General features: G+C 41.3%; 14 protein-coding genes and 1 tRNA gene. 4 read left to right on the top strand and 11 right to left on the bottom strand.

The genetic code is table 11. The features are described from left to right. Positions 1-107: 107 nt before the first annotated feature. The 5 genes from ABH902_RS07685 to ABH902_RS07705 form a co-directional block, all read right to left on the bottom strand. Positions 108-190: transfer RNA gene (locus tag ABH902_RS07685), tRNA-Leu, on the bottom strand. Positions 191-265: 75 nt separating this feature from the next. Further along, a complete protein-coding gene (locus ABH902_RS07690; protein WP_404590082.1) occupies positions 266-991 on the bottom strand; it encodes an ElyC/SanA/YdcF family protein in 726 nt (241 codons plus the stop codon). Between the two features lie 77 nt (positions 992-1,068). Further along, a complete protein-coding gene (locus ABH902_RS07695) occupies positions 1,069-1,515 on the bottom strand; it encodes a SprT family protein (RefSeq protein ID WP_404590267.1) in 447 nt (148 codons plus the stop codon). Positions 1,516-1,559: 44 nt separating this feature from the next. Beyond that, the gene (locus ABH902_RS07700; protein WP_404590083.1) at positions 1,560-3,749 is read right to left on the bottom strand and encodes a Tex family protein; all 2,190 of its coding nucleotides are present in this window, start codon (positions 3,747-3,749) and stop codon (positions 1,560-1,562) included. A 106-nt stretch (positions 3,750-3,855) separates the two neighbouring features. After that, on the bottom strand, positions 3,856-4,590 hold the full coding sequence (locus ABH902_RS07705; protein WP_404590085.1) for a metallophosphoesterase family protein: 735 nt from the start codon (positions 4,588-4,590) through the stop codon (positions 3,856-3,858). Positions 4,591-4,787: 197 nt separating this feature from the next. Here ABH902_RS07705 and ABH902_RS07710 point away from each other — a divergent pair, with 197 nt between their 5' ends. Genes ABH902_RS07710 through ABH902_RS07720 form a run of 3 tightly spaced genes read left to right on the top strand, consistent with a single transcriptional unit; the run spans position 4,788 to position 7,593 of the window. After that, a complete protein-coding gene (locus tag ABH902_RS07710) occupies positions 4,788-5,648 on the top strand; it encodes an efflux RND transporter periplasmic adaptor subunit (protein WP_404590086.1) in 861 nt (286 codons plus the stop codon). Positions 5,649-5,661: 13 nt separating this feature from the next. Next, a complete protein-coding gene (locus tag ABH902_RS07715) occupies positions 5,662-6,354 on the top strand; it encodes an ABC transporter ATP-binding protein (protein WP_404590088.1) in 693 nt (230 codons plus the stop codon). A 15-nt stretch (positions 6,355-6,369) separates the two neighbouring features. Beyond that, a complete protein-coding gene (locus ABH902_RS07720) occupies positions 6,370-7,593 on the top strand; it encodes an ABC transporter permease (protein WP_404590090.1) in 1,224 nt (407 codons plus the stop codon). Between the two features lie 44 nt (positions 7,594-7,637). Here the strand turns inward: ABH902_RS07720 and ABH902_RS07725 are convergent, their stop codons facing one another. From ABH902_RS07725 to ABH902_RS07750, 6 genes are all read right to left on the bottom strand, one after another. Then, a complete protein-coding gene (locus ABH902_RS07725) occupies positions 7,638-8,042 on the bottom strand; it encodes an EVE domain-containing protein (RefSeq protein WP_404590091.1) in 405 nt (134 codons plus the stop codon). Between the two features lie 17 nt (positions 8,043-8,059). Continuing rightward, the gene (locus tag ABH902_RS07730; protein WP_404590093.1) at positions 8,060-8,479 is read right to left on the bottom strand and encodes a pyridoxamine 5'-phosphate oxidase family protein; all 420 of its coding nucleotides are present in this window, start codon (positions 8,477-8,479) and stop codon (positions 8,060-8,062) included. A 113-nt stretch (positions 8,480-8,592) separates the two neighbouring features. Next, complete coding sequence (locus ABH902_RS07735; RefSeq protein WP_404590095.1) at positions 8,593-8,973, bottom strand: DUF4430 domain-containing protein; 381 nt, start codon at positions 8,971-8,973, stop codon at positions 8,593-8,595. Then, positions 8,970-9,677 carry an ECF transporter S component gene (locus ABH902_RS07740; RefSeq protein ID WP_404590096.1) on the bottom strand — a complete coding sequence of 236 codons (708 nt, stop codon included), beginning with the start codon at positions 9,675-9,677 and terminating at the stop codon, positions 8,970-8,972. The genes ABH902_RS07735 and ABH902_RS07740 overlap by 4 nt, the downstream gene beginning before the upstream one ends. Beyond that, positions 9,661-11,331 (bottom strand): ABC transporter ATP-binding protein, encoded by a 1,671-nt coding sequence (locus ABH902_RS07745; RefSeq protein WP_404590097.1) that lies wholly within the window; start codon positions 11,329-11,331, stop codon positions 9,661-9,663. Before ABH902_RS07745 ends, ABH902_RS07740 begins: the two co-directional genes overlap by 17 nt. Further along, positions 11,304-12,188 carry an energy-coupling factor transporter transmembrane component T gene (locus tag ABH902_RS07750; protein ID WP_404590099.1) on the bottom strand — a complete coding sequence of 295 codons (885 nt, stop codon included), beginning with the start codon at positions 12,186-12,188 and terminating at the stop codon, positions 11,304-11,306. Before ABH902_RS07750 ends, ABH902_RS07745 begins: the two co-directional genes overlap by 28 nt. Positions 12,189-12,335: 147 nt before the next feature. Between ABH902_RS07750 and ABH902_RS07755 the strand changes: the two genes are divergently transcribed. After that, positions 12,336-13,271, top strand: a complete 936-nt coding sequence (locus ABH902_RS07755; protein ID WP_404590101.1) for a helix-turn-helix transcriptional regulator — start codon at positions 12,336-12,338, stop codon at positions 13,269-13,271. Positions 13,272-13,312: the final 41 nt, after the last annotated feature.

Genomic DNA, 13,312 nt, shown 5'->3' on the forward strand with positions numbered 1-13,312 from the left:
GGCAATTTCATAAAATCCGATCAATATAAAAAGCATATTGTTCGTCTTTTACTCCAATTGCTCGAACCTAAACGACTTTTGGCTCAACCTCTTTCATTCATTATATATGCGGCCAAGAAGACTCGAACTTCCACGGGAGTACTCCCACCAGCCCCTCAAGCTGACGCGTCTGCCATTCCGCCATGACCGCCTGTATTGAACATCTCAAGCCATTTTAGTATAAAATAGCCAGAATTGATTGTCAAGATGAGCCGCTGCTTTTCGTTCAACGCTTTTCCGAAATGTAATACTGACGGCTGAGCTGTTCATAAGCTGCTTCGATAGCTTTCGGCAATTGAACGGCAGCAATATAGCCTGTGCCTAAAGGGCCATAACCAAAGTGATCATTTCGTAGTCGCCTGATTTCACCAAGTACTAATGAAACAAAATAATCCTTGCTCCACAAACCATTAAAACGTTGATCTTCAAATACAACAGCTTCTTCAACTGAATGTACTAAGGGAATTCGTGGAACAACATTTGTAAATTCTACCGATAGTTCCCGCCATTCTTTCTCAAAGGTTGCTTTAAGACGGCGCTGCAGCAAGGGATCTTGTAAAAGCAGTACTCGTTTTGGTTCAAGTCGTGCAGCTTTGATAATTCCTAATGAAAATCTAGCATTTTCACCTGAATTCGTTGAACACGCTTCGGTAAGAAATAGATCTGCCGCCAATTGGTATTTTTCTTTAAAATAACTAAGATACATTTCTGTTTCACTTTGACCGGATACATTATAGCCCAATCGGCGAAAATTTCTTCTTAAATGAGCGGTCGCATGTCCTTCACCTCCAGTCAGCAGCAGCGCTGAAACTTTCTTTTTCTGATAAAGCTGAACAAGCTCATCTGCTAAATAAGGGAGACTGTTTCCAGCCAAAATCGCTAAATCATAATGACCTGCAGGCTCTTCTTTTTCAGCTAAATAAGTAATGACCCTATTCCATTGTTCCTTCATGCTTGATCTCCTTTATCTAAAAAGAGCAGGACAAAAGTCAATAACGCTTCTATCCTGCTCTTCTAATAGATTTTTTACTACTTGACTTCAATTAATCTGCCTTGACATTTGCCGCAGACAAATTTGGCTGTGTTCACTTTCCGTTTTCTTAAAATCAGCGTTTGGCATTTTTCACATTGGTATTGATGATAAGACTGCGGCTTTTGTTCAACTAAAGGACGAACATAGCGGCTGCCGCCGGTTGCTTTCAATAGCTGCTTAAAGTCAGCGTCTTTATGCTGGTAGCCTTTTTTGGATAAATGTAAGTGATAGTGACATAGTTCATGTTTGATCACTTTTACCAGCTCTTCCTGACCATAAAGCTCAAAGACCTTCGGATTAAAGTCAAGATTATGAGAACGCAAATGATAACGACCACCCGTTGTCTTTAAGCTCCGATTGAAAAAAGCCTGGTGCTGAAATTTTTTGTGAAAAAAGCAGTTAGAGATTTCTTCTACTAAGAGCTGTAGCTGTTCATCGGATATTGTTGTTTCCGCTGATTGATTCTGTTTAGAAACGCTTGTCAAAACTAGTCTTTCCTTTCGTTATAAGGCAGCATAGTTAAGCTGATCCGACCTTTTTTCAAGTCGATAGCTTCAACCCAAACAGTCACGACATCCCCAACTGCGACGATGTCCGTCGGATGCTTGACAAATTTTGGACTTAGCTTGGAAATATGCACAAGGCCATCCTGCTTCACGCCGATATCAACGAAAGCGCCAAAATCAATCACGTTTCTGACGGTTCCTTCAAGCTCCATTCCCGGTTTGAGATCCTCCATTGATAGAACATCTTTTCTTAAAAGGGGTGCCGGCATTTCATCCCGCATATCGCGACCCGGCTGAACCAAGGCTTGAATAATATCGTTTAAGGTTTCAGCACCGACTGCTGCTTCCTGCTCCAGCGTAGTCAGGGATAAGGCTTTAAGCTTTTGCGCGGCTTCCGTTGTCCCTAATTCTGCTAAAGATACATTGGCCTTAGCCAAAATTTCTTTTGCTGCAGCGTAGCTTTCCGGGTGAATACCGGTATTATCTAAAATGTTTTTTCCATTTGGAATTCGTAAAAAACCAATCGCCTGTTCATAGGCTTTAGGGCCTAAGCGAGGAACCTTTTTCACTTGGTTACGGGCAGTAAAGGCGCCGTTTTCATCACGATAGGTTACCAAATTTTGAGCAGTGGTTTTGTTTAAACCAGAAACATGCTGTAATAGCTGAGGACTCGCTGTATTTACATTCACTCCAACCTGGTTTACGGCTGTTTCAACCACAAAGTCTAGCTGTTCAGCCAAGCGTTTTTGCGAGACATCATGCTGGTACTGTCCTACGCCAACTGCTTTAGGATCGATTTTTACCAATTCCGCCAACGGATCCTGTAGGCGGCGAGCGATGCTGACAGCACTTCTTTCTTCTACTTGTAATTCCGGAAATTCCGTGCGGGCAATTTCACTGGCAGAATAAACAGATGCACCGGCTTCATTAACAATCACGTAAAACACTTCACGCTTGCTTTGCTTTAATTGCTCTGCGACGAACAGCTCCGATTCACGACTAGCCGTACCATTTCCGATAGCCACCATTTCGACTTGATAGGTTTCAATCAAACGATTAAACGCTGGTCCAGCTGCCGCACGCTTTTCGCCTGAGGCTGGTTTGTGCGGATAGATTACTTCGATCGCCAATACTTTACCGGTTGCATCCACTACAGCAAGCTTACAGCCTGTACGATACGCCGGGTCAAAGCCTAAAACAACCTTGCCCTTTAACGGCGGCTGTAATAATAAATTACGCAGATTTTCACCGAAAATAGTAATCGCCTGCTCGTCTGCTTTTTCGGTCAATTCATTTCGCAGCTCACGTTCAATTGCAGGACCGATAAATCGTTTGTAACTATCCAGATAGGCGGCTTCTACGTAAGAAGCTGTTGGCGATTGATTTGATGTAATTAACTGACGTGCAAAATAATCATTGATTTTTGTTTCATCGACAACGATAGCGACTTTGATAATGTCTTCTTTTTCAGCTCGATTGGTTGCCAACACGCGGTGAGAAACCATTTTACTGACGGGTTCTGAAAAATCATAGTACATTTCATAGACAGATTTTTCATCCTTTTCCGCATCTTTGACTTTACTGACATAATCACCGTGCTTAAATGTATAATCTCTAATCCAAGTTCTAAATTTCGGTTCATCACTGATGCGTTCTGCTAAAATCTCATGCGCTCCTTGCAAGGCCTCGGCGGCAGAAGCGACTTCTTTTTCAGCATTGATATATTGCTCAGCCTCGGCAGTCACATCTGCTTTTGCCGGAAAACTCAATAGCCAGTCAGCCAATGGCTCCAGACCTTTTTCCTTAGCGATGGTTGCTTTCGTGCGGCGTTTTTGTTTATACGGCCGATACAGATCTTCCACTTGTTGCATTTTAGTGGCTTGTTGAATTGATTTTGCTAATTCATCCGTTAACTTGCCCTGCTCTTCGATTAAACGCAAAACCTCTTCTTTACGTTTTTCAAGATTGCTTAAATAGTTATAGCGTTCTTCAATTTCACGAATCTGCACTTCATCCAGACTGTTGGTCATTTCTTTCCGATAACGGGCAATAAAAGGAACAGTGTTGCCTTCATGTAATAAAGTCAGCACTGTTGTAATTTGTTTGGGACGGTAGCCTGTTAGTTCTTTTTGCAGTAATGTCACTACCTCTTGATTATAAGCTTCTGCCATTCTTTTATACCTCTTTTCCTTAACATACCTTTTTTATTTTAGCATATTTCCCTATTGAAATATAGGCTAGATCTTTTGCCCGTTTTAAAGGACAAACGTTTATTTGTTAAAAATCAGGCTGCCAAGGACCATGCATATTTTGATATTCAATATCCTGCACAATTCCCTTTTCATCAAAAATGACGCCGTGTACTGAGCCGCCAAAGACTGCGCCGCCATCAATGCCGATTTTATTGTCCGAACGCCACAGATCGGTTGTTTCCATATCGCCGTGCAGCATCGGGGTAATGGTGTGACCAAAGACAATCGTTTTGCCGGTCTTGTTTTTGCCCTGATGAAACGCCTCTCTAATCCAAATAAAATCATGAGGCGAGGTATCGCGCCAATCTGCCTTCGTTAAATCAACACCTGCATGAACAAAGAGATAATTTTTCCATTCAAAATACAGTGGTCGATCCGTTAAAAAATCGACAAGATCTCGATAGCGGCTGCGGATCATTAAAGCCATTTCCGTTGGCGAATATTCCTCGGTAGCGCCTTTATGCAACAGACTTTCCAAGGTTTCCTTGCCGCCGTTTTTAAGATAGCTCGGGTACCAATCTTCCGGATTATGTAGAAACTGTAAAAAATATTCTTCATGGTTGCCACGCAAATAAATCGCTCCATATGTTTCAACTAATTGCTTGCCAAGTAAAAAGCTCTCTTTACTTTTCGGGCCGCGGTCATTCAAATCTCCAATTAATACTAGTTGATGCTTTTTAGGGTCAAACTCTTTAAGAAGGGCTTCGAACAGCTCAAATTCTCCATGAATATCGCTAATCGCATACACGTACTCTTTCATTTTTAACCGCTCCTTTTTCCGTCTTGTTTTTCTTATTATAACGCAAGCAAGCGGCTCCTTCCTGAAAAAAACAAATATTCCGCTATTATTTAGGATTCCTTAAAAAGTTGAAATTATTCTTAGACTTTTCATGAAAAAGAGAGTAAACTTATTTACATGACACCTTGTCATAATTTAATAGAAAAGAGCTGAAATTCATGAAAAAGAAAACAATTTTTGGAATTATTGCAGTTATTTTAATTGCAGTACTCATTTTCTTAGCTGTTCAAGAAAACTCAAGTAAAACCAAGGCAGTTTCTGTTCGCAGCGGCGAAATAAAAAAAGAAACGATTGTAGAAACACTTTCCACTACAGGCACCTTAATTCCTAATCAAAGCCAAGCCTTGATGGGTAGCGGCAATGTCGTTGAAATGAATGTGTCCGTTGGTGATAAAGTAGATCAGGATAAGGTTTTGGCTACTTACGATAATGGATTACAATTAAAAGCTCCGTTTAGCGGAACAGTTACTCAAGTAAATATTAAAGCGAAACAAGCGGATGCCAATGCGCAACAAGGCAAACCTTCTATTCAAGTCGATGATTTGTCTACATTAAAGGTTCAATTAGCCCTATCTAATTCAGAAGCTGCTTCCGTTGCAGTCGATCAAAAAGCTGAAATTTCCAGCAATAATCAAACCTATGCCGGAAAAGTTGCTGAAAAGGATCCGATTGCCATCAGCAGCCAGTCTGCCACAGGCACAACAGCTAGTTTGAAAGCTTTAGTTACTTTTGACAAAGCACCAGAGAACCTATTTGCCGGTTTCGATGCAGATGTCGATATTGTCACAAACAGTGTAAAGGATGCCTTGGCCTTACCTATTGAAGCCTTAACGTATAATGATAAAAATGAACCAATCGTTTATACCATTAAGGACGGCAAAGCCAAAGTCACAAAAATCAACGTCGGGATTCAATCAGATAAATTAGTCGAAGTAAAAAGCGGCTTAAAAGCTGGCGATTCAGTCATTCTTTCACCAAGCTCTGACGTGAAGAACAACACTGAAGTAACCAAAGAATAGAAGGTGAAAGCAAATGATTGATTTAAAAGATGTCGTAAAAATCTATCAAACAGGCGCAGAAGAATTAATGGCGCTTAAGCATGTTTCCTTACATATTGCTGAAGGCGAGTTTACTTCTATTATGGGCCCGAGCGGATCAGGAAAGTCAACGATGATGAACATTCTCGGTCTACTGGATCGTTTCGACGAAGGAAGCTATCATTTAAACGGACAGGACGTATCGAATTTAACTAGCAATGAAAGTGCCAGGGTAAGAAATCGTGAAATCGGCTTTGTTTTTCAGTCCTTCAACTTAATGCCGAGAATGACGCTTTTAGACAACGTCGCCTTACCAATGGTTTATTCCGGGATTTCTGCTAAGGAACGAAAAGAACGGGCTTTAGAAGCATTGGCTAAAGTTGGCTTGGCTGATCGAGTAGATCACCGGCCCAATGCCATTTCCGGCGGACAAAAGCAGCGAGTAGCAATCGCTCGTGCTATCGTGAATAAGCCGGCGGTTTTAATGGCGGATGAGCCTACTGGAAATTTGGATTCTAAAACAACACTTGAAATTATGAAGATCTTTCAAGATTTAAATGATAATGGTACAACCGTCGTCATGGTCACACATGAACCGGATGTTGCCCAATATACAAAACGGATCGTTTCATTTAAAGACGGTGAAATTATCGATGATAATCCTGTTACAGATCGAAAAACATTATAGAAAGGAGCTGCATTCATGGGTATTATTGAAAGTTTTAAAATGGCGGTTGACAGTATTTTAGCCAATAAAATGCGTTCTTTTTTGACCATGCTGGGAATTATTATCGGGATTGCTGCTGTTATTGCAATTTTAGCTGTCGGAAATGGGGCTACCAGCCAAATTACCGGAACCTTCAGCGACTTAGGTGCATCAACGATTTCTGTTTCTACAAGTCGGGATGCCACAGATAGTCAAAAAATAACCAGTCAGGATATTAAAGCACTAAAAGACGGCATTCCACAAATTGACCATGTTTCACCTGCTGTTTCCATCCAATCAGTTGGTGCAGTCAATGATCAGTCAAAAGCCACCTTGATTATGGCCGGAACACCGGATTTACAATACACGAACCAGACGATGGATAAAGAAATTGTTTATGGCCGCTATTTCAACACAACGGAATATTCCGAGGGCAGTAAAGTGGCGGTGATCAGTGCTGATACCGCACGCTACTTCTTCAAAGGACAAGAAAATGTAGTCGGCGAAAAAATTAGTCTGCGTACGCAAAAAGGACAAGTTAGCGTCCGCATTATCGGCGTAACCAAAAGTACCGTTGAAAAAATGGTTGGTTCATTTGATGAAGCAGAAATGATGGGGTATATTTCTCTGCCATTAACGACAGCGGATACTTTAAATCCGGATGCTACGAAAATTACCAGCTTAACGGTTATTGCTAAATCAAAAGACGATATTGATTCTGTTTCAAAACAGATTGTAAATATCTTATCCGTTCGCCATAACACAGTCGGCGAAAAAGTCTATACTGCAACGAACTTCTTGCAGGCGTTGGATCAGGTAAATAATGTATTGGGCTTGTTCATTAATTTCATTGCAGCGGTTGCAGCAATCGCCTTAATCGTTGGTGGTATCGGCGTTATGAATATTATGCTGGTTTCCGTTACCGAGCGAACCAGAGAAATCGGAACAAGAAAAGCCTTGGGTGCTACAGATAGCAATATCTTATTTCAGTTCTTGACTGAATCTGTTATCTTATGCTTAATCGGCGGCTTGATCGGTCTGACTTTAGGCGCTATTCTAGCGGTTACTGTAGCAAGTGCTTTAGACATTACGGCACAGTTCACTGTAGGTTCAATCATTGCAGTTTTACTCTTTTCAAGTGCTATCGGAATTTTCTTCGGAGTGTATCCAGCGAGAAAAGCAGCCAAATTGGATCCGATTGAAGCCTTACGATATGAATAAAAAATGAGCGGTAAAAAGAAAATTTCTCTTTTACCGCTCATTTTTTATTTTTTCATTCCTGAAAGGATTGTCGCAAATAATTCATAAGGGATCTGGAAATGTCCAAATCTTAAACGAGAACGATATTCCGCCCATAATGGATCCTCAGAAACAGCAGCTAACGGCAGCTCGTTCAAATCCTTTAGAAAAGCCACGTCCTTCCGATATGGAATAAAGCCTGGAAACATCTCAAAGGGATAAGCCTCTCCTTTTAAAATTTGACCAGCAGCGATAAACTTTTGACAAGGCTCTTTGGTTTTCAAACTCATTTTAGGCGCATAATAGATTAGCCAATCGCCCTCCTTCATTCTTTTTAAAGGGGCAGCTTTTCCATGACACAGCTGACAAAAACCATCTTTTTTTCCCAACTGAACGTGATCCTTTGAAGCAACACCGATCCAATAATTCATGTGTTCACTTCCTTTTTTTATAAAATGATGGTTTCCGTCGTGTCCATGCCTAAAGTCACCGTCGCTTGGGTGAAATGAACTTCGTATAAGTCCAGCATGTCTCCAGCATGTTTAATATTTTCCGCATAGCTGGGAATCTTTTGTATCCACTGATCAGCTACGTCATAAACCGTTTGGGCGCTTTGTTTAACTAATCCATGTCGAACGCGGACGTGACTGGTGTCATTTTTAGGAATTGTCGTAAAGGCAACTCTTGCATTGGCATTAAATTCAGCGATTTTGTTGTTACCTTTAAAGGTTGAAAAGAATAAACATTTTTTGTTCTCGTCATAAAAGAAATTGACGATTCGGACATTGGGCTGTTCCCCAACACTGGTTGCTAAAGCAATTTCCTCTTGTTCGTTCATTATCGTGCTAAAAGCTTCTTTGATTGTCATACTACCTTCTCCTTTATTGTTCCTTTATTTACTAACATGTTTATTGTAGCAAAGAAACCCTGACAACTATGTGTCAGGGTTTTACTAGTTTTTTTCAATAAGTGTCCAAATTTTTACTCTAATTTATTTAGCGTCCAAGTAACTACATCACCATCTTTTAAATAATAGTCCACTGCCGCAACATCCGGCTGCTTACCATTGACATCGTACAGCCAATATTTATTCTCCTGCGCATTTTGCTTATGCCCGTCAATTCCAGTGATAAAATCCTGATCCATTTCAAGCTTGAATTGTTGATCCATAATCGTCTGCAAGGATTCTTTCTTATTTACCGTCAGCTCTTTTTTATCAAACTCTTGCTTGTCTTCTTTTAAAATGATAGTGATTTTAAGCTGATCCTGCGCTTTTTCTTTAGCCGGCTCAGCTTTTTGCGTACAGGCTCCTAATGTTAACATGACCAGTAGTATCAAAAAACCATAAATGTTTTTTTTCATTTTTTCCTCTCCATTTCTGCTCTTATATTATATTTTATTAAAATACGCTGTAATCTGCTCTGAAAGGTGCGCAAAAGCAGACAAGAAAAAAAGACATTTGCTGCACAATACGTCAGTGTGAACGGCGCCGCTGTGACTAATAAAGCGGCATAACGTGGCCAAGAAAAAGCATGATCAAGCGAAAAGACTGTCCAAACATCCATAAAAAACGAAAAGAACAAACCCGCGAAAATCCCGTAGGCACTCAACAGCCAATAATGCTTTTGTAGCTGATGACGAACGAATGGAAGTCCGGCAAGCAAGCCAATGACGCCCCAAGAAAACATCTGAAACGGTGTCCAAGGACCTTGCCCAAATAAAATATTGGACGTCACAGCGGATAGTGAGCCCACCAGAAAACCGACCTCCGCGCCCATACAAATACCGGTCAGAATAATCAGCGCAGTCATAGGCGTAACGGCCGGAATCAGATAAAAAACGACTCGTCCCGATACTGCGGTCGTTGTTAAAACCGCAATCAGCACCAGCTCCTTGATATTTAGCTGCTTTTTCTCGTAGCGGTAATAAAAGGGCAGACAGGCGGCAGTTGCCAAGCCTAATGAAACTGCTTGGTATTGATTTCTGTTAAACAATAGCCAGCTTAAAAAAAACAGCACTAGTACGCCTAGCATCAGCATTATTTTGCCATCAACTTTTCCTCTCATTAGCTTTCACCGCTTCCTTACAATGTTCAATCACTTGACGCGTTGACACTAATTCATTAAACACACCTCTGGAAATGCGGCTGGCTGTGGTCGTATAAAAGGTGTGCTCACTGAAGAAGCGTTTTGGCTCGGCTTCTGCTAAGATTGTGTTATTAAAAAACAAGCCGCAACGATCCGCTAATTCAGCGGCAAAATCCAAATCATGCGTGACGGTTAAAATCGTTTTGCCGGTTCGAGCCAATTGTTTTAAAAGTGCAGTCAGCTCTGGCTTGGCAAAATTATCCAAACCTTTTGTCGGTTCATCCAGTAAAAGAATTTCCGGATCGGTTAATAAAAGCTTGCCGATGGCTGCACGCTGTCCTTCACCACCGCTTAAATCAAAGGGATGCTGCGCTAAACAGGCTTCTATGTCCAATAATTCAGCGACTGCTTCGATTCGCTGTTGACTTTGAGCCTGATCCCAGCCCTGATTGGTTAGATAAGACAAATATTCTTGCGCGACAGTTTCTTTAATAAAAACCAGCTGTGACGCTTGCGGCAAATAACCGACAGCTGCCTGCTTCTTTTTCAACACTTCACCAGAAACCTGTATCTTACCACGATAACAGGTCAAGATTCCGGCAATGACCTTTAACAACGTTGTTTTCCCAGTTCCATTTCCACCAACTAAAGTAAAAATTTCCCCCGCTTTTAAGGTTAAATCTACTCCAGCTAAAACATCCATGCCAGACTTCTCATAACGAAACCAGCAATTTTTCAATTGTAAGCGAATCTGTTCCTTGGAAATCAGCTGTTCTGCTCGAGCAGCTGGTCGCTCCAATGTTTCTTTAGCAAAATGCCGCTGCAAAAAGCGCTGCCCTTCCATAACGGTTAAAGGACAATCCTCTTTATCATCCAATCCAAGGAAAATCTGGGCTGCACTCGGCAGACTTAAAATAAAACGCTGCAGTCCCACCCCATTTTGCCTCACTTCTTTTACAAGCTGAGCAGGTGTTTCCGCATAAAGCAATTGACCTTTTTCCAATAGCAACACACGGTCAGCCACAGGAAAAAGCGATTCTAACTGATGCTCAACCATTAAAATCGTCATCCCCAATTCGCGGTTTAACCGAACCAACAGATTCATAAAGCTTTGTGCTGCCAAAGGATCTAATTGTGTAACCGGCTCGTCCAACAATAAAATGGTCGGACGCATCACCAAAACAGCGGCTAAATTTACTAATTGCTTTTGGCCCCCAGACAGCTTTGCCGTCGGATGCTCCAATAAATCATCAATCCCTAAAAAACTGACCATTTCAGCAATTCTACGTTTGATTTCCGCAGCAGGAACGCGGATATTTTCCAAGCCAAAGGCTAATTCCTGCCAAACAGTCGTCGTGATTAACTGACTTTCCGGATGCTGCATCACATAGCCAATGCTGTCTGCGGGAAAGTCACTGAGTGGTGCTCCTGCCAACGTGAGGGTACCTCGCAGCTCGCCGGTCGGTGCTAACTGTGGTTTTAACAGCTTTAACAAGGTTGACTTGCCGCTGCCGGAAGCCCCGCAGATTAAATAAAAAGCGCCTTTTTCAACTGAAAAGGAAACTTGCTTTAATGCAGGTTGTGTTGCTCCCGCATAACGAAAGCTTAAATTCTCAACTGCAAGATAAGCCACGTAATTCCCTCCCTTAGTTTATTAAATGTCGGTAAACAAGCGAAAATGAAAAAAAAGAGATAATAAAATGCCTGCTGCTGGATAAATGGTCCTACCGCTTCTAAATAAGGATAAAAAGTATAAGCGGCTCCTTCAGGCAAAAATACAGACAAATAAAAAAGACCGCTGCCGCCTAACAGCAGAATGACCAGTGTATCGTAAAAATGCCACTTAAAGACCAGTCGACTACTGCGCTGTGTCGTATAACCGCGAGCCTTCATGGCATCTGCCGTATCCATTGAGCTTTCCAACAGCCAAGTAAATAAATGACCAAACAGATCCAAGCCGTAAGTAGCTTTTTCTCGCAGCCGCAGCTTACGCGTTTGCTGAAAGGTTTGCTGAACCTGATTTAATTCTGTGAAATAATACCGAAATAACGGAATAAATCGAAAAATCAACGCTAAAATGACGGTCAATTTAGGCAGTCGTTTGCCAAATAAGTAAAAGAATTTTTCCATCCCAACCGCACTTTGCATATTTTGAAAAAGATAGATGACGGAAGCTATCTTCATCCCCATAAACAGGCCATATACTGCTGCTTCGGCAGTGATCGGTTGCCGTCCTAAAAAAAACAAAACCGTTGCGCCCCGATGGATAAACAAGGGATTTGTAAGCCCGATCACCAGCATAAAGATCAGCGGATAAATAATTGAACGTTTACTTTTGCCCGCTAAATAAAATAGACGTAAGCTAAGGCAGCCGAAAAAAATACTGGAAAGAAGCACAGGATTGTCCGTACTCATGGTAAGTAAAAGCATTAATAAATAATAGCAGGCGGCTACAAACGGATGAACGGTTTTAAAAAAAGACGGTTTCACTGCAAAGCCCCTTTCCTGCAAGTTAAGTAACGACACTTATTATATCAAAAATGACGATAAAGAACAGCTTTTGACAAGATCTCTGCGCAAAGTCCAAGTTTTTCGTTATAATAAAAGGACAAGCTCTCTAAGAAAGTAGGCATAATATTGAAAACAGAACGACTATTGACTATGATTATGATTTTACTGGATAAAAAGCAAATTAGCGCAACCAAGCTAGCGGAAATGCTGGAGGTTTCCGTCAGAACGATTTACCGAGACGTCATTTCACTAAGTGAGGCTGGGGTGCCAATTTCTACAACGCCCGGCGTCAATGGCGGTATACAAATTATGGACAATTACAAAATTGACAAGCAATTTTTCACGGCAGCAGATATCACGTCCTTACTAATTGCACTGGAAAGCTTAGCCACGAATGTTTCACCCATTCAGTTGAATCAGATTTTAGAAAAGGTAAAAACCTTAGTGCCCGCTCATTATCTAGAGGAAATCGAGTTGAAAACTAACCAGATTGCCATCGATTTAACGCCATGGACCAGTAATACGACTGTTCAACCCTTTTTAGAATTAATAAAAATTGGACTGGATCGTTCCAAATTATTAGCCTTTCATTACGAAAATAATCAAGGGATTTTGAGTCAGCGCAAGGTTGAGCCTTATCGCTTAGTGTTAAAAGAGATCAGCTGGTACTTGCAAGCCTATTGTACAGAAAAGCAGGAATTCCGGACATTCAAGCTGTCCCGAATAACCAACTTAACCCTATTGGACGAGGCGTTTACACCTCGCCCATTCACACCGTCTCCTTTGGGAAGTACGCCGTGGGTTCAAGGGGACTTTACCAAAATTCGATTAAAGCTTAAACGCCGTCTTAAGGATCAGCTGATTGATAAATTTGGCAAGCTGACTTTTATAGAGCATTCTGATCCAGCGTTTCTTTTAGTCGAATTGTCTTTTATGGAGGATGAATATGGTTATAATCTGCTCTTAGGCTTTGGTAATAACTGTGAGTGTCTGGCTCCTGCACATGTTCGTAAAGAGTTAAGCCGAAGAATTATGGAGCTGGCTGCTCTTTACCAAAAATAAAAAAGGAAAGAAACGACAGCATTCGCTATTGTCTCTTTCCT

The sequence above is a fragment of the Enterococcus sp. UD-01 genome, assembly GCF_044909655.1.
GTDB lineage: Bacteria > Bacillota > Bacilli > Lactobacillales > Enterococcaceae > Enterococcus_L.